The organism is Actinomadura harenae (assembly GCF_003696215.1).
Lineage (GTDB): Bacteria > Actinomycetota > Actinomycetes > Streptosporangiales > Streptosporangiaceae > Spirillospora > Spirillospora harenae.
This window is the reverse complement of the sequence record NZ_RFFG01000069.1, coordinates 6,411-28,976: the sequence shown is the minus strand read 5'-3', so window position 1 is coordinate 28,976 and position 22,566 is coordinate 6,411. Positions and strand designations below refer to the sequence as shown.

At 73.3% G+C, this 22,566-nt stretch carries 1 protein-coding gene; it reads left to right on the top strand.

What is annotated here, in order from left to right:
- Positions 1-72: 72 nt before the first annotated feature.
- The gene (locus EBO15_RS29960) at positions 73-22,554 is read left to right on the top strand and encodes a non-ribosomal peptide synthetase (protein ID WP_122197823.1); all 22,482 of its coding nucleotides are present in this window, start codon (positions 73-75) and stop codon (positions 22,552-22,554) included.
- Positions 22,555-22,566 lie beyond the last annotated feature (12 nt).

The window sequence follows — 22,566 nt, the reverse complement described above, 5'->3', positions numbered from 1 at the left end:
CGTGCGGGCTTGGTAGAGTCCGCCACGTATGTCTTTCGATGAAAGTAATGCGTGTGCGGCGGAAGGGCGCTGATGAACCAGATCCGCATCGACGATGTGTGGCCGCTGTCCCCTCTTCAGGAAGGGCTGCTGTTTCACGCCGGATATGACGAGCGGACCCGCGACATCTATGTCGGCCAGCACATCCTCGAATTAGCGGAACCGCTGGACAGTGGGGTTCTCCGCGCCTCCTGGCAGGCCGTACTGGACCGGCACGCGAGCCTGCGCGCGAGTTTCCGGCAACCGGCCGGAGCGCCCCGCCCGGTTCAGGTCGTCGCGAAGGGCGTCACCCTTCCGTGGCACGAGCAGGACCTTTCCGGACTTCCCGCCGACACGGTGGGGGGCGAAGTCCGGAGACTCGCCGAAACGGAACTCCAGAAGGGCTTCGACCTTTCCGTGCCGCCGCTCCTCCGGCTGCTTCTGCTGAAACTCCCGGATCGCGCGTACCGTCTCGTCGTCACCATGCACCACATCGTGATGGACGGTTGGTCGCTGCCGATCCTGTTCGACGAGGTGTCCGGCGTGTACGCGGCCGGGGGCGACGCGTCCGGCCTGCCGCCCGTCCCTCCCTACCGCGACTACCTCGCCTGGCTCGCCCGCCAGGATCAGGAGGCGGCCCGCGCGGCCTGGCGGGACGCCCTCGCGGGACTCGACGAGCCGACCCTCGTCCGCCCCGCGGCGTCCGCCCTGCCCGTCCAGCCCGGCCACGTGACCAGGCGGCTCGACCGGGCGGCGACCGACCGCGTCCGTGAGGCCGCGCGCGCACGCGGACTGACCGTGAACACCGTCGTCCAGGGAGCCTGGGGACTGCTGCTCGGCAGGCTGACCGGCCGCGACGACGTCGTGTTCGGGGCGACGGTCGCCGGACGCCCCATGGAACTGCCCGGCGTCGAGCGGATGCTGGGCCTGTTCATCAACACCGTCCCCGTGCGCGTCCGGCTGGATCCCGCCCGGGCCGCGGCGGCGACGCTCGCCGAACTCCAGGACGCCCGGTCGCGGCTGCTCGCGCACCAGCACCTCGGCCAGACGGAGGTCCGGCGCGCCGCCGGGCCGGCGGCCGCCTTCGACACGCTGCTCGTGTACCAGAACTACCCGCGCGGCCTCGCGTCCGGCGCGTCCGGGGACGGGCCGGACGGGAACGGCCTGAGGATCACCGGTGCCGCGGGCGAGGACGCCTCCCACTATCCGCTGACCCTGGTGGCCGCCGAACTCGACACCCTGGACCTCCGCCTCGAGTACCGCCCCGACGTCGTGGACGAACCCGCCGCCTCCTCCCTCGCGGACCGGCTGACGCGCGTCCTCGAGCAGATCGCCGCCGACCCGGACGTCCGTCTCGGGGATGTCGACGTCCTGGTCGCGGGCGAGCGTGAGCTGGTCGTGGAGGAGTGGAACGACACGGCGCGTCCGGTGGTGGCGGGTTCGCTGGTGGAGTTGTTCGAGGATCGGGTGCGGCGGTCGCCTGACGCGACGGCGGTGGTGTTCGATCAGCACCTTTGGACCTATGCGGAGTTGGACGCCCGCGCGAACCGTGTCGCGCGCACCCTGGCCGAGCGTGGGGTGCGTGGCGAGGAGCTCGTGGGCGTCCGCCTGGAGCGGTCGGCCGATCTGGTCGCCGTGCTGCTGGGTGTGCTGAAGGCGGGTGCGGCGTATCTGCCGATCGATCCGTCGTATCCGGTTGAGCGGATCGCGTTCATGATCGAGGACGCTCGTCCGGTCGTGGTGGTGGACGAGGAGTTCCTTGGTTCGCTGAGCGAGGACGATTCGCCGGTCGAGGTCGAGGTTTCCGCTGGTCAGCTGGCATATGTGATCTACACGTCGGGGTCGACGGGTGTGCCGAAGGGTGTGGCGGTCACCCACGCGAACGTCACCGATTTCTGCGCCGCGAGCTGCTGGCACGACGAGGCCGTGCAGGGCGTCCTGGTGCAGGCGAACCATGCCTTCGACGCGTCGACCTACGAGATCTGGGTGCCGCTGCTGCACGGCGGTCGGCTGGTCGTCGTGCCGCCCGGCGAGGTGGACGTCTGGGAGCGGGCCGACCTGATCGCCGAGCACGGCGTGACGAACGTGCACGCGACGGCGGGCCTCTTCGCGGCCTTCGCCGAGCAGGCCCCGGAGATGTTCGCGGGAGTCCGCGAGGTGTCCACGGGCGGTGACGTGGTGTCCCCGGTGGCCGTCCGGACGCTCCTGGAGGCGCACCCGGGCCTGGTGGTGCGGACGACCTATGGCCCGACCGAGACCACGGCGTTCACCACGCACCTGGCCTTCACCGATCCCGGCCAGGTGGACGGGGTCGTGCCCATCGGCCGTCCCATGGACAACGCCCGCGTCTACGTGCTGGACGAGTTCCTGCGGCCCGTCCCGCCCGAGATGCTCGGTGAGCTGTACGTCGCCGGTGCGGGTGTCGCACGCGGATACGCCGGGAACGCCGGGCTGACGGCCGAGCGTTTCGTGGCGTGCCCGTTCGGCGCGGGCGGCCGGATGTACCGGACCGGTGACCTGGTCCGCTGGACGCGTGACGGTCTCCTGGAGTTCGCCGGGCGCGCGGACGACCAGGTGAAGATCCGCGGGTTCCGGGTCGAGCCGGCCGAGATCGAGGCCGTCCTGACCACGCACGAGCGGGTCACGAACGCCACGGTCCTCGCCCGCGAGGACCAGCCCGGCTCGAAGCAGCTGGTCGCCTACGTCGTGGCGGAGGCGTCCGCCGACGAGCTCCGCGAGCACCTGGCCGCCAAGCTGGCCGACCACATGGTGCCCGCGGCCATCGTCGTCCTGGACGAGTTGCCGGTGACGGTGAACGGCAAGGTCGACCGGGCCGCGCTGCCCGCCCCCGACTTCGCCGGGCTCGTCGGCGGCCGAGGCCCCGCGACGGTCACGGAGGAGATCCTGTGCGGGTTGTTCGCGGAGGTGCTCGGCCTGGAGTCGGTCGGCGCGGAGGACGCGTTCTTCGCCGTCGGCGGTGACTCCCTGCTGGCGATGCGGCTGATCGCCCGCGTCCGCGCGGTCCTGCGGACCGAGGTGAGCATCCGCGACCTGTTCGACCAGCCCACGGTGGCCGGCCTGGCGCGCCTGGTGGACGCCGGGCACGGCGAGGCGCGGCCGCCGCTGGCCGTCCGGGAACGCCCCGAGTCGGTGCCGCTGTCGTACGCGCAGCAGCGCATGTGGTTCCTCAACCGGCTGGAGGAGGCCGAGACCGGCACCGCCTACAACATGCCCCTAGCGCTCCGCCTGTCCGGCGACCTGGACGTCGCGGCGCTGGAAGCCGCGCTCGGCGACGTCGCCGACCGGCACGAGAGCCTGCGGACGGTCTTCCCCGAGTCGGACGGCGTGCCGCGCCAGGAGATCCTGGACGGCCCGTCCGGACGTCCTGTCCTGGCCGTCGACCAGGTCACCGAGGACGCGCTCGAGAACGCGATCGCCGCGGAGGCCGGGCGCCGCTTCGAGGTGGAGCGGGAGCTTCCGTGGCGGGCCCGCCTGCTGGCGCTCTCCGGCGACGAGTCGGAGTACGTGCTGGTCGTCGTCGCCCACCACATCGCGGTGGACGGCTGGTCGATGGGCGTCCTCGCCCGCGACCTGAGCACGGCGTACGCGGCGCGCCGCTCGGGGTCGGTCCCGGGCTGGACCTCGCTGCCGGTGCAGTACGCCGACTACGCGCTCTGGCAGCGCGAGGTCCTCGGCGAACTCGGCGACCCGGACAGCCTGATCTCGGCGCAGCTCGGCCACTGGCGGGAGGCCCTGGACGGAGCTCCGGAGGAGCTTCCGCTGCCCGTCGACAGGACCAGGTCGGCCACCCCCTCCTTCCGGGGCGGCGTCGTGCCGCTGGAGACCGGCGCGGCCGTCCACGCCGGTCTGGTGGAGGTGGCGCAGCGCCACGGCGTGACGATGTTCATGGTGGTCCAGGCGGCGCTGGCCTCGGTGCTGTCGCGCCTGGGGGGCGGCACGGACATCCCCCTGGGCACGGCGGTGGCGGGTCGCGGCGACGCGGCCTTGGAGGGCCTGACCGGGTTCTTCCTGAACACGCTGGTGCTGCGGACGGACGTGAGCGGTGATCCGACGTTCGCTGAGCTTCTGGGTCGTGTGCGGGAGGCGGATCTGGGGGCGTTCGCGCATCAGGACCTGCCGTTCGAGCGGCTGGTGGAGGACCTGAACCCGGTCCGTTCCCTGTCCCGGCACCCGCTGTTCCAGGTGGCGCTCAACCTTCAGGGCACCGCCCAGATCGAGCTGAGCTGGAACCTGCCGGGCGTCGTCGTCCGCCCGGTGCACAGCGACGCCGCGATGGCCGCCCGCTTCGACCTGGCCGTCGAACTGGGGGAGCGCCGCGACGAGCGGGGAGCCCCCGCCGGACTCGGAGGCGTGATCGAGTTCGCCGCGGACCTGTTCGACGAGGAGACGGTCCGGACGATCGCGGAGCGGCTGGTCCGGGTGCTGGAGCAGGTGTCCGCCGACCCGAAGAGGCGGGTCGGCGAGCTGGAGGTCCTGTCGCCCGGGGAGCGCCGTCGCCTTGTCGCCGACTGGAACGACACCGCCCGCGAGGTGGCGGCCGGTTCGGTGCCGGAGCTGTTCGCGGCGCAGGTCCGGCGGTCTCCGGACGTCGTGGCGGTGGAGTCCGGTGACGTCCGCTGGACGTATGCGGAGTTGGACGCGCGTGCGAACCGTGTCGCGCGCACGTTGATCGAGCGTGGTGTGGGCCGCGAGGACCTGGTGGCCATTCGCCTGGGGCGGTCGGCCGACCTGGTCGCGGTCATTCTCGGCGTGGTGAAGGCGGGTGCGGCGTATCTGCCGATCGATCCGTCCTATCCGGCCGAGCGGATCGCGTTCATGCTGTCCGACGCGGCCCCCGCCCTGGTGGCCGACGAGGACTTCGTCGCCTCCCTGAACGGGGACGACTCCCCGTTCGAGATCAAGGTTCCCGCCGGTCAGCTGGCGTACGTGATTTACACGTCGGGCTCGACCGGTGTGCCCAAGGGCGTGGGCGTGTCCCACCGGGGCGTGGCGAGTCTCGCGGCCTGGCAGGCCGAGCTCTTCAGCGTGCGGCAGGGCTCCCGGGTGGCGCAGATGGCCGCGCTGGGCTTCGACGCGGCGTTCTGGGAGCTGTGCATGGCACTGCTGTCGGGTGCGACGCTGCTGCTCGCCGATGCCGAAGTCCTGCTCGCGGACGCGAGCGTCACCCACGTGACGGCGCCGCCCTCGCTGCTGGCCACCGTCGACGAGCTGCCCAAGGCCCTGGAGAACCTGGTGGTGGCGGGGGAGGCGTGCCCGCCCGGCCTGGTGGAGCGGTGGGCGCCCGGCCGCCGGATGTTCAACGCCTACGGTCCGACCGAGTCGACGGTGTGCGCGACGATGAGCGCCCCCCTCGCTCCCGGTGCCCCGGTGTCGATCGGCGGCCCGATCTGGAACACCTCCGTGTACGTCCTGGACGAGACACTTCGCCCCGTCCCGCCTGGAGTGACCGGTGAGCTGTACATCGCCGGGCCGAGCCTGGCGCGCGGCTATGTCGGTCGCGTGGGTTTGACGGCCGAGCGGTTCGTGGCCTGTCCCTTTGAGCCGGGCGCGCGCATGTACCGAACCGGCGACCTGGTCCGCTGGACGGCGGCAGGGGAGCTGGTGTTCGCCGGTCGCGCCGACGACCAGGTGAAACTTCGCGGGTTCCGCGTCGAACTCGGCGAGATCGAGTCCGTCCTGGCCCGGCACGCCGCGGTGTCGCAGGCGGCGGTGGTCGTCCGGGAGGACCAGCCCGGCGTCAGGCGTCTCGTCGCCTACGTGACCGGCGGCGACGCCGAGGAACTGCGGGAGTACGTGGCCGGACGGCTGCCCGACTACATGGTCCCGGCGGCGTTCGTGACGCTGGACGAGTTCCCGATGACCGCCAACGGCAAGCTCGACCGCGCGGCGCTGCCCGCGCCGGACAGGACGGCGGGCCCCAGCGGGAGCCGCGCGCCCGCGACGGCCGCCGAGGAGATCCTGTGCGGCCTGTTCGCCGAGGTCCTCGGCCTGGAGTCGGTCGGGGCCGAGGACTCGTTCTTCGCGATCGGCGGCGACTCACTGCTCGCGATCCGGCTGATCGTGCGGGTCCGGTCCGTCCTGGAGACCGAGCTGACCATCCGGGAACTGTTCGCCGCCCCCACGCCCGCCGAACTCGCCCGGTCGCTGCCCGAGGAGACCACCCGCCCCGGGCGGCTCGCGCTCACGGCCAGGGAACGGCCCGAGCGGATTCCGCTGTCGTTCGCCCAGCAGCGCATGTGGTTCCTGAACCGGCTGGAGGAGGCCGGAAACGCGGCGGCCTACAACGTCACCCTGGCCCTGCGCCTCACCGGGGACCTGGACGTGACCGCGATGCGCGCGGCCCTGGGCGACATGGCCGATCGGCATGAGAGCCTCCGGACGGTCTTCCCGGACGTCGAAGGGGTTCCCCACCAGCGGATCCTCACGGGAGCCGCCGGGCGACCGCGGTTCGGCGTGGACCGGGTGGAGCCGAACGACCTGGAGCCGGTGCTCGCCGCCGAGGCGGACCGGCCGTTCGACCTCGGCCGCGACCTGCCGTGGCGCGCCCGGCTGTTCGTCCTGTCGCCGACCGAGTCGGTGCTCCTGCTGGTCGCGCACCACATCGTGGTGGACGGCCGGTCGATGGGCGTCCTCGCACAGGACCTGACCCGGGCGTACTCGGCGCGGTCCTCGGGACGCCTGCCGGACTGGGCGCCGCTTCCGGTGCAGTACGCCGACTACGCGCTCTGGCAGCGCGAGGTCCTCGGCGAACTCGGCGATCCAGGCAGCCTGATCTCCGAACAGCTCGCCTACTGGCGCGAGGCCCTCGCCGGAGCGCCGGAAGAGCTCGTGCTCCCGACGGACCGTCCCCGTCCGGCGGAGTCCTCCTTCCGGGGCGCGGCGGTGCCGGTGCGGCTCGACGCCGAGGTTCACGCGCGCCTGCTGGACGTGGCCCAGCGGCACGGCGTGACGATGTTCATGGTCGCGCAGGCCGCCCTGGGGATGCTCCTGGCGCGCGTGGGGGCCGGCCCGGACGTGCCGATCGGCACGGCGGTCGCCGGCCGTGGCGACGCGGCCCTGGAGAACCTCGCGGGGTTCTTCATCAACACGCTCGTCCTCCGGACGGACGTGACCGGCGACCCGACGTTCACCGAACTGCTGGGGCGCGTCCGCGACATCGACCTGTCCGCCTACAGCCACCAGGACCTTCCCTTCGAAGGGCTGGTGGAGGAGCTCAACCCGGCGCGCTCCCTCGCCCGCCACCCCCTCTTCCAGATCATGCTGGGCGTGGACACCAACGCCCGCGGCCCCGAACCGTGGGAGCTGCCGGGCCTGCGGGCGGAGGCGCTGCCCCCGGCCGAGAACCTGGTGGCGAAGTTCGACCTCACCGTCTCCCTGACCGAGGAACGCGACCGGGACGGAACACCCGCGGGCGTGGGCGGCGAGATCCTCTACGCCGTGGACCTGTTCGACGAGGCGTCGGCGCGGGACCTGGCGGGGCGGTTCGTCCGGGTGCTGGAGCAGGTTGTGGCCGACCCGGACGCGCGGGTGGGGGACCTGGAGATCCTGACGCCCGGCGAACGTCAGCTGGTCGTGGACGACTGGAACGACACCGCCCGCCCGGTGGTGACGGGTTCACTGGTGGAACTGTTCGAGGAACGGGCGCGCCGTGCGCCGGGCGCGACCTCCGTGGTGTTCGGCCCGCACCGTTGGACGTATGCGGAACTGGACGCGCGGGCGAACCGCGTCGCGCAGACGCTGCGTGCGCGCGGCGTGGGCCGCGAGGACCTCGTGGGCATCCGCCTGGACCGGTCGCCCGACCTGATCGCGGCGCTCCTGGGCGTCGTGAAGGCCGGGGCCGCGTACCTGCCGATCGACCCGTCCTACCCGGCCGAGCGGATCGCGTTCATGCTCGCCGACGCCCGTCCGGTCGTGGTCGTGGACGAGGAGTTCCTCGACGCCCTGAGCACGGACGAGACGCCGGTCGAGGTCGAGATTTCCGCTGGTCAGCTGGCGTATGTGATCTACACGTCGGGGTCGACCGGCACGCCCAAGGGCGTGGCCGTCACGCATGCGAACGTCGCCGACTTCTGTGATGACGCCGCCTGGCGGGATGAGGTGCTGGAACGGACCCTGGTTCAGGCCAACCACGCGTTCGACGCGTCGACGTATGAGATCTGGGCGCCGTTGCTGCGCGGCGGGCGGCTTGTCGTCGTGCCTTCGGGGGAGGTGGACGTGCGGGAGCGGGCGGCGCTGGTCGCCGAACACCGGGTGTCGCATGTGGTCGCGCCCTCGGGCCTGTTCGCGGCCCTGGCCGAGCAGGCCCCGGAGATGTTCACCGGCGTTCGTGAGGTACTGACCGGCGGCGACGTGGTGTCCCCGATCGCCGTCCGCACCCTGCTCGACACCCACCCGGACCTCGTGGTGCGGACGACCTACGGCCCGACCGAGACCACCGCGTTCACCACGCAGCTTCCCCTCACGGCGCCGGGACGGCTCGACGGGATCGTGCCGATGGGCCGCCCGATGGACAACGCCCGCGCCTACGTTCTGGACGAGTATCTGCGGCCCGTCCCGCCCGGTGTGACGGGCGAGCTGTATGTCGCCGGCTCCGGGGTGGCGCGGGGGTACATCGGAAAGTCCGCGCTCTCGGCTGAGCGGTTCGTGGCGTGCCCGTTCGGTTCCGGCGGGCGGATGTACCGGACCGGCGACCTGGTCCGCTGGACGCGTGACGGACTCCTCGTGTTCGCGGGACGCGCGGACGACCAGGTGAAGATCCGCGGGTTCCGGGTCGAGCTCGCCGAGATCGAGTCGGTTCTTGCGGCGCATGACGCGGTGAGCCAGGTCGTGGTTCTCGCGCGTGAGGACCAGCCGGGGACCAAGCGCCTCGTCGCCTACCTCGTCGCGGACGCCTCCGCCGAAACGCTGCGCGAGCACACGGCAGCGAAACTCCCCGACTACATGGTTCCGGCCGCCTTCGTCGTGCTGGACGAGTTCCCCGTGACCACCAACGGCAAGGTCGACAGAGCGGCGCTGCCGATCCCGGGCTTCGCGGGCCTGGTGGCGAGCCGCGGCCCCGCGACGGCCACGGAGGAGATCCTGTGCGGCCTGTTCGCCGAGGTCCTCGGCCTGGAGTCGGTCGGCGCGGAGGACTCGTTCTTCGCCGTCGGCGGTGACTCCCTGCTGGCCATGCGGCTGATCGCCCGCGTCCGCGCGGTGACCGGCACCGAGGTGACCATCCGCGAACTGTTCGCCGAGCCGACGGTCGCGGCCGTCGCCCGCCTTGCGGACGGTGAACGCGACGGTGCCCGTGCGGCGCTGACCGCGCGGGAACGTCCGGGCGTGGTGCCGCTGTCGTTCGCCCAGCAGCGGATGTGGTTCCTCAACCGGCTGGAGAACGCCGGTGCCCAGGCGGCCTACAACGTGCCGATGGCGCTCCGCCTGTCCGGCGACCTGGACGTCGCGACGCTGGAAGCCGCGCTCGGCGACGTCGCCGACCGGCACGAGAGCCTGCGGACGGTCTTCCCCGAGACGGACGGCGTCCCGCGCCAGGAGATCCTGGACGGCCCGCCCGGACGTCCCTCGCTCGTCGTGGAGCACCTCGGCGAGGAGGCGCTCGCGGACGCCTTGCAGGCGGAGATGGGCCACCGCTTCGACGTCGAGCGGGAACTGCCGTGGCGGACCCGGCTGTTCGTCCTGTCCCAGGACGAGTCGGTGCTCGTGGTCGTCGCCCACCACATCGCGGTGGACGGCTGGTCGATGGGCGTCCTCGCGCGCGACCTGAGCACCGCCTACGCGGCCCGCCGCTCGGGAACCGCGCCCGGCTGGACGCCGCTCACGGCCCAGTACGCCGACTACGCGCTCTGGCAGCGCGAGGTCCTCGGCGACCCGGACGACCCGGACAGCCTGATCACCGAGCAGCTCGCCCACTGGCGCGAGGCCCTGGCGGGCGCGCCCGAGGAACTCGCGCTCCCCACCGACCGGCCCCGGCCCGCCACCGCCACGTTCGAGGGCGGATCCGTGGAGCTCCACGTTCCCGAGGAGGCCCACCGGCGGCTGGCCGCCGTCGCGCGGCACCACGGCGTGACGATGTTCATGGTCGCGCAGGCCGCGCTGGGCATGCTGCTGGCACGGCTCGGAGCCGGTCCCGACGTCCCGATCGGCACCGCGGTCGCCGGCCGAGGCGACGCGGCCCTGGAGAACCTCGCGGGCTTCTTCGTCAACACGCTCGTGCTGCGGACCGACGTGAGCGGCGACCCGACGTTCACCGAGGTGCTGGGGCGCGTCCGCGAAGCCGACCTGGCCGCCTACAGCCACCAGGACCTCCCGTTCGAAGGGCTGGTGGAGGAGCTGAACCCGGCGCGCTCGCTCGCCCGCCACCCCCTCTTCCAGGTCATGCTCACCCTGCAGAACCTTCCGCGGTCCGAGGAGCCCACGGCCCTGGCGGGGCTGCGGGTCCGGCCGCTGGCCCACGAGGAGGAGGCGGCCTCCGCCGCCAAGTTCGACCTGTCCTTCTCGCTCGCCGAGCACCGCGACGACCACGGCGCCGCCGCCGGCATGTGGGGCGGCCTCCAGTACGCCGTGGACCTCTTCGACGAGCGCACGGCCCGGACGATCGCCGACCGGTTCGTCCGGGTGCTGACGCAGCTGTCGGCCGACCCGGACCTGCGGGTCGGCGAGCTCGACCTCCTCTCGGCCGACGAGCGTGACCACCTGCTGGTCCGCTGGAACGACACGGCCCGTCCCGCCCCGGACGGCTCGCTGGCCGACCTGTTCGAGGCCCGGGCGCGGCGGTCTCCGGAAGCGGTCGCGGCGGTGTTCGGCGACGAGCGCTGGACGTACGCCGGGCTGGACGCGCGGGCGAACCGGATCGCGCGGACACTGCGTGCGCGCGGTGCGGGCCGCGAGGACCTCGTGGGCATCCGCCTGGACCGGTCGCCCGACCTGGTCGCGGCGCTCCTGGGGACGCTGAAGGCGGGCGCGGCCTACCTGCCGATCGACCCGTCCTACCCGGCCGAGCGGATCGCGTTCATGCTGGAGGACGCCCGTCCGGTCGTGGTCGTGGACGAGGAGTTCCTCGACGCCCTGAGCACGGACGAGACGCCGGTGGGCGTCGAGGTCTCACCCGACCAGCTGGCGTATGTGATCTACACGTCGGGTTCGACGGGTGTGCCGAAGGGCGTGGCGGTCACCCACGCGAACGTCGCCGACTTCTGCGCCGCGAGCTGCTGGCATGACGAGGCCCTCCAGCGTGTGCTGGTGCAGGCGAACCACGCGTTCGACGCGTCGACCTACGAGATCTGGGTGCCGCTGCTGCGCGGCGGTCGGCTCGTCATCGTGCCTTCGGGTGAGGTGGACGTCCAGGAGAGGGCGGCCCTGGTCGCCGAGCATGGTGTGACGAACGTGCATGCGACGGCCGGGTTGTTCGCGGCGCTCGCGGAGCAGGCTCCGGAGATGTTCGCGGGAGTCCGCGAGGTGTCCACGGGCGGCGACGTGGTGTCCCCGGAGGCCGTCCGGACGCTCCTGGAAACGCACCCAGGCCTGGTGGTGCGCACCACCTACGGCCCGACCGAGACCACGGCGTTCACCACGCACCTGGCCTTCACCGATCCGGACGAGGCGAACGGGGTCGTGCCCATCGGCCGTCCCATGGACAACGCCCGTGCCTATGTCCTGGACGAGTACCTGAGGCCCGTCCCGGCGGGCGTGACCGGTGAACTGTACGTCGCCGGATCCGGAGTGGCCCGCGGCTACATCGGCAACGCCGCGCTCTCGGCCGAACGCTTCGTGGCCTGCCCGTTCGACCCCGCCAGCCGGATGTACCGGACCGGCGACCTGGTCCGCTGGACGCGCGACGGTCTGCTGGAGTTCGCCGGGCGCGCCGACGACCAGGTGAAGATCCGCGGGTTCCGGGTCGAGCCGGCCGAGATCGAGGCCGTCCTGACGGCCTGCGACACGGTCGGCCGGGCCACGGTGATGGTGCGCGAGGACCAGCCGGGCGTGAAGCGGCTGGTCGCCTACGCCACGGCCGCGGCGACGCCCGGCGAGCTGCGCGAGCATCTCGCGGCGCGACTGCCCGAGCACCTGGTCCCCGCGGCCGTCGTCGTCCTGGACGAGCTGCCGGTGACGGTGAACGGCAAGGTCGACCGGGCCGCGCTGCCCGCCCCCGACTTCGCCGCGCACGGCGCCGCCCGCACCCCGGCCACCGCCGCCGAGGAGATCCTGTGCGGTCTGTTCGCCGAGGTCCTCGGCCTGGACACGGTCGGCGCGGACGACTCCTTCTTCGCCCTCGGCGGCGACTCGCTGCTCGCGATGCGGTTGATCTCCAGGGCCCGGGCCGTCCTGCGGGAGGACGTCGGCATCCGGGAGTTCTTCGCCGAGCCGACGGCGGCGGGCATGGCCCGGGTGATCGACGGCGGCCGGGGAGTCGTCCGGACGGCGCTGACGGCCCGGGAACGTCCGGACGTGGTGCCGCTGTCGTTCGCCCAGCAGCGGATGTGGTTCCTCAACCGGCTGGAGGCCGCCGGGGCGGGCGCCGCCTACAACATGCCCCTGGCCCTCCGGCTCTCCGGCGACCTGGACGTGGCCGCGCTGGAGGCGGCGCTCGGGGACGTCGCCGACCGTCACCAAAGCCTCCGCACGATCTTCCCCGCGGTGGACGGGATCCCCAGGCAGGAGATCGTGGACGGGGCGGCGGGCCGTCCGGTCCTCGCGGTGGGCGGCGTCGCGGAGGACCGGCTGGCCGAGGCCCTCGCCGAGGAGACCGGCCGCGGCTTCGACGTGGAGCGCGAGCTTCCGTGGCGGGCCCGGCTGCTGGAGCTGCCGGGGGCGGAGCACGTGCTCGTCCTCGTCGCCCACCACATCGCGGCGGACGGCTGGTCCATGGGCGTGCTCGCCCGCGATCTCACCGCCGCCTACGCGGCCCGGTCGTCGGGCGAGGCGCCGGACTGGGCGCCGCTTCCGGTGCAGTACGCCGACTACGCGCTCTGGCAGCGGGACGTCCTCGGCGACCCCCGCGACCCGGAGAGCCCGATCTCGGCGCAGCTCGACTTCTGGCGCGGGGCCCTCGCCGGGGCGCCCGAGGAACTGGCGCTGCCGACGGACCGTCCGCGTCCGGCGGAGGCGTCGTTCCGGGGAGCGCTGGTTCCGCTGGAACTCGGCGCGGACGTGCACGCGCGGCTCGTCGAGGTCGCGCGGCGGCGCGGGGTCACCCTGTTCATGGTCGCGCAGGCGGCCCTGGCGGCGCTCCTCTCCCGGCTCGGCGCGGGCCGGGACGTCCCGATCGGCACGCCGATGGCGGGCCGGGCCGACGTTGCGCTGGAGGACCTCGCGGGGTTCTTCGTCAACACGCTCGTGCTGCGGACCGACGTGAGCGGCGACCCGACCTTCGCCGACCTGCTGGGCCGCGTCCAGGAGGCCGACCTCGCCGCCTACGCCCACCAGGACCTCCCGTTCGAGCGCCTGGTGGAGGAGCTGAACCCGGAGCGCTCCCTCGCCCGGCACCCGATCTTCCAGGTCACCCTCACGCTGGAGAACCTGGCGCGCGGCCGGAGGGACTGGGAACTGCCCGGCCTGCGCGTCCGGCCGCTCGCCCAGGGGGACGACGACACGGCCGCCGCCAAGTTCGACCTCTCGGTCACGCTCGGCGAACGCCGCGACGAGAACGGGGCGCCCGCCGGGATCGGCGGCGAGATCCTCTACGCGCTCGACCTGTTCGACGAGGGGACGGCACGGCTGCTGGCGGGGCGGTTCGCCCGGGTGCTGGAGCAGGTTGCGGCCGACCCGGACGTGCGGGTGGGGGACCTTGAGGTTCTGACGCCCGGCGAACGTGAGCTGGTCGTGGACGACTGGAACGACACCGCCCGCCCGGTGGTGGCGGGTTCGCTGGTGGAGCTGTTCGAGGAGCGGGTGCGGCGGTCGCCTGACGCGACGGCGGTGGTGTTCGGCGACGTCCGCTGGACGTACGCGGAGTTGGACGCCCGCGCGAACCGTGTCGCGCGCACCCTGGCCGAGCGTGGGGTGCGTGGCGAGGATCTCGTGGGCGTCCGCCTGGAGCGGTCGGCCGACCTGATCGCGGCGCTCCTGGGCGTGGTGAAGGCGGGCGCGGCGTACGTGCCGATCGACCCGTCCTACCCGGCCGAGCGGATCGCGTTCATGATCGAGGACGCCCGTCCGGTCGTGGTGGTGGACGAGGAGTTCCTCGGTTCCCTGAGCGAGGACGAGACACCGGCCGGTGTCGAGGTTTCCGCTGGTCAGCTGGCGTATGTGATCTACACGTCGGGGTCGACGGGCGTGCCGAAGGGCGTGGCGGTCACCCATGGCAACGTCGCCGAAGCGTGCGCCGACAGGGAGTTCCGGGACGAGGTGCTGGAACGGACCCTGGTCCAGGCCAACCACGCCTTCGACGCGTCCACCTACGAGATCTGGGCGCCGCTGCTGCACGGCGGGCGGCTGGTCGTCGTGCCCTCGGGCGAGGTGGACGTCCAGGAGAGGGCCGCGCTGGTCGCCGGGCACGACGTGACGCACGTGATCGCGCCTTCGGGGCTGTTCGCGGCGCTGGCCGAGCAGGCTCCGGAGATGTTCACCGGCGTTCGCGAGGTTCTGACGGGCGGGGACGTGGTGTCCCCGGCCGCCGTCCGGGGCCTGCTGGAGGCGCACCCGGGTCTGGCGGTGCGGACGACCTACGGCCCGACCGAGACGACCGTGTTCACCACGCAGCTCGCCCTGACCGATGCGAGCCGGGTGGACGGCGTCGTGCCCATCGGCCGTCCGACCGACAACGCCCGCGCCTATGTCCTGGACGAGTTCCTGCGGCCCGTCCCGCCGGGCGTCACCGGTGAGTTGTACGTCGCGGGCACGGGTGTCGCGCGCGGGTACGTCGGAAAGGCCGCGCTCTCGGCCGAACGGTTCGTGGCGTGCCCCTTCGGCCCGGCCGGGCGGATGTACCGGACCGGTGACCTGGTCCGCTGGACGGGCGACGGCCTGCTGGAGTTCGCGGGACGCGCGGACGACCAGGTGAAGATCCGCGGGTTCCGGGTCGAGCCGGCCGAGATCGAGGCCGTCCTGGCCGCCCACGAGGCCGTCCGGCGCGTCGCCGTGGTGGTGCGGGAGGACCAGCCGGGCGTGAAGCGGCTGGTCGCCTACATGGTCGGGAGCGGCGCCGACGAGCTGCGACGGCACGCGGCGGAGCGGCTGCCGGAGTACATGGTGCCGTCCGCGTTCGTCCCGCTCGACGAGCTGCCGGTGACGGTGAACGGCAAGGTCGACCGGGCCGCGCTGCCCGCCCCCGACCTCGCCGGGCTCGTCGGCGGCCGAGGCCCCGCGACGGCCACCGAGGAGATCCTGTGCGGCCTGTTCGCCGAGATCCTCGGCCTGGACACCGTCGGCGCGGAGGCCTCGTTCTTCGCCGTCGGCGGTGACTCCCTGCTGGCGATGCGGCTCATCGCCCGCGTCCGCGCGGTGACCGGCACCGAGGTGAGCATCCGGGAACTGTTCGCCGAGCCGACGGCGGCGGCCGTCGCCCGCCTGGTCGACGGCGAGGGCGACGGCGTCCAGGCGGCGCTGACGGCCCGCGAACGTCCCGGGACGGTGCCGCTGTCGTACGCGCAGCAGCGGATGTGGTTCCTCAACCAGCTCGAGGCGGCGGGCGCGGGCGCGGCGTACAACATGCCGTTCGCGTTGCGGATGTCCGGTGACCTGGACGTCGCGGCGCTGGAGGCGGCGCTCGGCGACGTCGCCGACCGGCACGAGAGCCTCCGGACGGTCTTCCCCGAGTCGGGCGGCGTCCCACGCCAGGAGATCCTCCAGGGCGCGTCCGGACGCCCCGAGCTGGTCGTCCGGCGGATCGCCGGGGACGAGCTCGCCTCCGCGCTGTCGGCCGAGGTCCGGAAGGGCTTCGAACTGCCCCGGGAGCTCCCCTGGCGGACCGTGCTGTTCGAACTGCCGGACTCGGAGCACGTGCTCGTCGCCGTCGCCCACCACATCGCGGTGGACGGCTGGTCGATGGGCGTGCTCGCCCGGGACCTGGGGATCGCCTACGGCGCCCGCCGCGCCGGCGACGCGCCCGGCTGGGAACCGCTGCCGGTGCAGTACGCGGACTACGCGCTGTGGCAGCGGGACGTCCTCGGCGACCTGGACGACCCGGACAGCCGGATCTCCGGGCAGCTGGGGTACTGGCGGCGCGCCCTGGCCGGGATTCCGGACGAGCTGTCGATCCCGTTCGACCGGCCGCGTCCGCAGGAGCGCTCGTTCGAGGGCCGGGCCGTGCCGCTGGGCCTGCCCCCGAGGGTCCACGGACGCCTCACGGAGGTGGCCCAGCGCAGCGGCACCACGATGTTCATGGTCATGCAGGCCGCGCTCGCGGTGGTCCTGTCCAAGCTGGGCGCGGGCACCGACGTTCCGATCGGCACCGCGGTCGCCGGACGTGGCGACGCGGCGCTGGAGGACCTCGCCGGGTTCTTCCTGAACACGCTGGTGCTGCGGACGGACATGAGCGGTGATCCGACGTTCGTCGAACTTCTGGGTCGTGTGCGGGAGGCGGATCTGGGGGCGTTCGCGCATCAGGACCTGCCATTCGAGCGGCTGGTGGAGGACCTGAACCCGGTCCGTTCCCTCTCGCGGCACCCGCTGTTCCAGGTGTCGCTGACGCTCCAGAACCTGGGCGGGTCGGGCGACTCGGGCTGGGAGCTTCCCGGGCTCCAGGTGGAGCCGCTGCGCGCGGACGAGATGGTCGCGGCACGGTTCGACCTGTCGGTCACGCTGGGAGAGCGGCGCGACGAGGCCGGCCGGCCCGCCGGGGTGGGCGGCGAGCTGCTGTACGCCGTGGACCTGTTCGACGAGGAGACGGTCCGGACGATCGCGGAACGGTTCGTCCGGGTGCTGGAGCAGGTGTCCGCCGACCCGGCGAAGCGGGTCGGCGAGTTGGAGGTGCTCTCGTCCCGGGAGCACCGGCGTCTCGCCGTCGAGTGGAACGACACGGCCCGTGAGGTCGTGGCCGGTTCGGTGCCGGAGCTGTTCGCGGCGCAGGTGGCGCGGACGCCGGATGCCGTGGCGGTGGAGTCCGGTGACGTCCGCTGGACGTATGCGGAGTTGGACGCGCGTGCGAACCGTGTCGCGCGCACGTTGATCGAGCGTGGTGTGGGCCGCGAGGACCTGGTGGCCATTCGCCTGGGGCGGTCGGCCGACCTGGTCGCGGTCATTCTCGGCGTGGTGAAGGCGGGTGCGGCGTATCTGCCGGTCGATCCGTCCTATCCGGCCGAGCGGATCGCGTTCATGCTGTCCGACGCGGCTCCGGCGGTCGTCGTGGAGGCCGGGTTCCTGGACACGCTGAGCCAGGACGACACCCCGGTCGATCTCGCGATCTCACCTGGTCAGCTGGCGTACGTGATCTACACGTCGGGCTCGACCGGTGTGCCCAAGGGCGTGGGCGTGTCGCATCGGGGCGTGGCGAGTCTGGCGGCCTGGCAGGCAGCGAGCTTCGGCGTGGGGACCGGGTCGCGGGTGGCGCAGATGGCCGCGCTGGGCTTCGACGCGGCGTTCTGGGAGCTGTGCATGGCACTGCTGTCGGGTGCGACGCTGCTGCTGGGCGAAGCCGACCGGATGCCTCCTCGGGGACGCTTCGACGACCTGCTGGCGGACCTGAACGCCACACACGTGACGGTTCCCCCGTCGCTGCTGGCCACCGCCGAGGACCTGCCGGACGCCCTGGAGAACCTGGTGGTGGCGGGGGAGGTGTGCCCGCCCGGTCTGGTGGAGCGGTGGGCGCCCGGCCGCCGGATGTTCAACGCCTACGGTCCGACCGAGTCGACGGTGTGCGCGACGATGAGCGCCCCCCTCGCTCCCGGTGCCCCGGTGTCGATCGGCGGCCCGATCTGGAACACCTCCGTGTACGTCCTGGACGATGCCCTGCGGCCTGTGGCCCCCGGGGTGATCGGGGAGTTGTACATCGCCGGGCCGAGTCTGGCGCGTGGCTATGTCGGTCGTGTGGGTTTGACGGCCGAGCGGTTCGTCGCGTGTCCGTTCGAGCCGGGGTCGCGGATGTACCGGACCGGGGACCTGGTCCGGTGGACGGCGACGGGGGAGCTGGTGTTCGCCGGTCGCGCCGACGACCAGGTGAAACTCCGCGGGTTCCGCGTCGAACTCGGCGAGATCGAGAACGTCCTGTCCGCTCATCCGGACGTCGACCAGGTCGCCGTCCTGGCGCGGGAGGACCAGCCGGGGGTCGTGCGTCTGGTCGCCTACGTGACCGGCGGCGGCGCCGGGGAACTGCGGGAGTACGCGGCCGGACGGCTGCCGGAGTACATGGTTCCGGCGGCGTTCGTGACGCTGGACGAGTTCCCGGTGACCGCCAACGGCAAGCTGGACCGGGCCGCGCTGCCCGCGCCCGACTTCGTGGGGCCCGGCGTCGGCCGTGCTCCCGCCACAGCGACCGAGGAGATCCTGTCCGGGCTGTTCGCCGAGGTCCTCGGTGTGGAGTCGGTCGGGGCCGAGGACTCGTTCTTCGCGATCGGCGGTGACTCACTGCTCGCGATCCGGCTGATCGTGCGGGTCCGGTCCGTCCTGGAGACCGAGCTGACCATCCGCGAGCTGTTCGCCGCCCCCACCGTCGCCGAACTCGCCCGGCTGGTCGACGACGCCCGGGCGTCCGACGTGCGGATGGCGCTGACGGCCCGCGAACGGCCCGAGGTGATTCCGCTGTCGTACGCCCAGCAGCGGATGTGGTTCCTCAACCGGCTCGAGGAGGCCGGGGCCGGTGCCGCCTACAACGTGCCGTTGACGATGCGGCTGTCCGGTGATCTGGACGTCGCGGCCATGGAAGCGGCGCTCGGCGACGTCGCCGACCGGCACGAGAGCCTGCGGACGGTCCTTCCCTACGTGGACGGGGCGCCCCGCCAAGAGATCCGGACCGGTGCGGCCGGCCGTCCCCGGCTGACCGTGACCCGTCTCGACGAGGCGGACCTGGGCGCGGCCCTCATGGACGAGGTGGGCCGCGGCTTCGACCTCGTGGCCGAGCTGCCGTGGCGCGCCCGGCTGTTCGTCCTGTCGCCGACCGAGTCGGTGCTCGCGGTGGTCGCGCACCACATCGTGGTGGACGGCTGGTCGATGGGCGTCCTGGCGCGGGACGTCGGCCGCGCGTACACCGCGCGCCGTGACGGCGGCCTGCCGGACTGGGAGCCGCTTCCGGTGCAGTACGCCGACTACGCGCTCTGGCAGCGCGAGGTCCTCGGCGAACTCGGCGACCCGGACAGCCTGATCTCCGAACAGCTCGCCTACTGGCGCGAGGCCCTCGCCGGAGCGCCCGAGGAGCTCACCCTTCCGGCGGACCGTCCGAGGCCGCCGGAGTCGTCCTTCGAGGGCGGGTCGGTGCCGCTGCGCGTGAGCGCGGAGGCGCACGCCCGGCTGCTGGAGGTGGCCCGGGAGCAGGGGGCCACGATGTTCATGGTCGCTCAGGCGGCCGTCGCGGTGCTGCTGGCACGGGTGGGCGCGGGGACCGACGTCCCCCTGGGCACGGCGGTCGCCGGCCGTGGCGACTCAGCGCTGGAGGGCCTGGCCGGGTTCTTCGTCAACACCCTGGTGCTGCGGACGGACGTGAGCGGCGATCCGACCTTCGGCGACCTCGTGGCGCGGGTCCGGGAGACCGACCTCGCCGCCTACGCCCACCAGGACCTTCCGTTCGAGCGCCTGGTAGAGGAGGTCAACCCGGCGCGCTCCCTCGCCCGCCACCCCCTCTTCCAGGTCATGCTCACACTGCACAACCTCCCGCAGGCCGTGGCGCCCTGGGAGCTGCCCGGGCTGAGCGTCCGGCCCGTCCAGACCGACGACACGCTCGCCGCGCGGTTCGACCTGTCGGTCATCCTCGCCGAGCAGCGGGACGACCGGGGCGACCCCGCCGGGCTCCTCGGCGGTGTCCACTACGCCGCCGACCTGTTCGACGAGGCGACCGCCGCGCGGCTGGCCGACCGGCTGGCCGCCGTCCTGGAACAGGTCGCGGCCGACCCCGGCCTGCGGGCCGGTGAGGTGGAGATCCTGTCGGCCGGGGAACGCGACCGGCTGCTGGGCGAGTGGAACGACACCGGGCGTCCCGTCCCGCGGGCGTCCCTGACGGAGCTGTTCGAGCGGCAGGCCGCACGGACGCCGGAGGCGGTCGCCGCCGTCTTCCGGGACGTCCCGGTGACCTACGCCGAGCTCGACGCGCGGGCCAACCGGGTCGCGCACGGGCTGCTGGAGCGCGGCGTCGGCCATGGGGACATGGTCGGCGTCCTGATGGAGCGGTCGGCCGATCTGGTGGCCGTGCTGCTCGGCGTGCTGAAGACCGGGGCCGCGTACCTGCCGCTCGACGCCGCCCACCCGGAGGACCGGCTGCGGACCGTCCTTGCGGAGTCGGGCGCCCCCCTGGTCGTGACGGACGAGGCGAGGGCGGACCACCCCCTGCTGACCGGCGGCACACGGATCGGGACGCCGCGCGCGAGCGCGCTCCTCGGCACCGGCGACGACACGGCTCCGGGCGTCCCGATCCCGCCGGACTCCGCCGCGTACGTCATCTACACGTCGGGGTCGACGGGAGTGCCGAAGGGCGTCCTGGTCACCCACGCGAACGTGGTGGACTTCGCCCTGTCGTCGTGCTGGACCGGCGACGCCCTGGAACGCGTGCTCGTTCAGGCGAACCACGCCTTCGACGCCTCGACCTACGAGATCTGGGCGCCGCTGCTGCATGGCGGGCGGCTCGTCATCGTGCCCTCGGGCGAGCTGGACGTCCAGGAGCGGGCGGCCCTGGTCGCCGAGCACGGAGTGACGAACGTCCACGCGACCGCCGGGCTGTTCGCCGCGCTCGCGGAGCAGGCTCCGGAGATGTTCGCCGGAGTGCGCGAGGTGTCCACGGGCGGCGACGTGGTGTCCCCGATCGCCGTCCGGGCCCTGCTGGAGGCCCACCCGGGCCTGGTGGTGCGGACGACCTACGGCCCCACCGAGACGACCGCGTTCACCACGCACCTCGCCTTCGCCGAACCCGGCCGGGTGGACGGGACGGTCCCGCTGGGCGTCCCGATGGACAACGCCCGCGCCTACGTGCTGGACGAGTTCCTTCGTCCGGTCCCGGCCGGGGTGACCGGTGAGCTGTACATCGCCGGTGCCGGCCTGGCCCGCGGCTACGTCGGCCGGACGGCCCTGACCGCCGAACGGTTCGTCGCGTGCCCGTTCGGCCTCGGCGAGAGGATGTACCGGACCGGGGACCTCGTCCGCTGGACCGACGACGGTCTCCTGGTGTTCGCCGGGCGCGCGGACGACCAGGTGAAGATCCGCGGGTTCCGGGTGGAGCCCGGCGAGGTCGAGGCCGTTCTCGCGGGACACGACGGGGTCTCCCGGGTGGCCGTGGTCGTCCGGGAGGACCGGCCGGGAACCAGGCGGCTGGTCGCCTACGTGTCCGGCGGCGGCGCCGAGGGGCTGCGGGAGTACGCGGCCGGACGGCTGCCGGAGTACATGGTCCCGGCGGCGTTCGTGACGCTGGACGAGTTCCCGGTGACCGCCAACGGCAAGCTCGACCGGGCCGCGCTGCCCGCTCCCGATCTCGCGGGCCGGAGCGTCGGCCGGGCCCCGGCCACGGCCACCGAGGAGATCCTGTCCGGGCTGTTCGCCGAGGTCCTCGGTGTGGAGTCGGTCGGGGCCGAGGACTCGTTCTTCGCGATCGGCGGCGACTCGCTGCTCGCGATCCGGCTGATCGCCAGGGTCCGCGCCGTCCTGGACGTCGAGGTCGGCATCCGCGAGCTGTTCTCGGCCCCCACCGTCGCCGAACTGGCGGAAGTGATCACCGGTGGGGACCGGCCGGGCGCCGTGGAGGGGCTGCTGCCGCTCCGCGCGGAGGGCGGGCGACCGCCGCTCTTCCTCGTCCACCCCGGCAACGGCCTCGGCTGGCAGTACGCGGCCCTGGCGCGCGGCCTGCCGGAGGGACGTCCCGTGTACGCGATCCAGGCCCGCGGCCTGGACGGCTCCGCCGGGGACGAGCTTCCGCGCGGCATGGACGAGATGGCCGCCGAGTACGCCGAGCGGATCCGGGAGGTCCAGCCCGAAGGGCCGTACCACCTGGCCGGATGGTCCTTCGGCGGCGTCGCCGCCCACGCCGTGGCGACCCGGCTCCGCGAGGCGGGGGAGCGGGTGGAACTGCTGGCCGTCCTCGACGGTTACCCGTTCCAGCGGCGGGCCGAGTCCGGCATGGTCCGCGTCGCCGCCCCGCTCGCCGTGCCCGACGCCGCGGGCGAGCGGCACGTCGCGGACGCGCTGGCGGCCGTCGCGCGGGTGTCGGAGAACAACATGCGGCTGCGTGAGGAGCACACCCCCGGACGGTTCGACGGCGACATGCTGCTCGTCGTGGCGACCGAGGACCGCCCGGACCACCTTCCCGCCGACGCGGCCCCCGAGGCGTGGCGTCCGCACGTTGGAGGGCGGCTCGACGTCCACCGGGTCGCGGCCGGGCACCACGGGCTGCTCGACGGGGACGCGCTCGGCGAGATCGCCCGCCTCCTGCGGGACCGCCTGGGCGACTGACCGGCAGGGCGA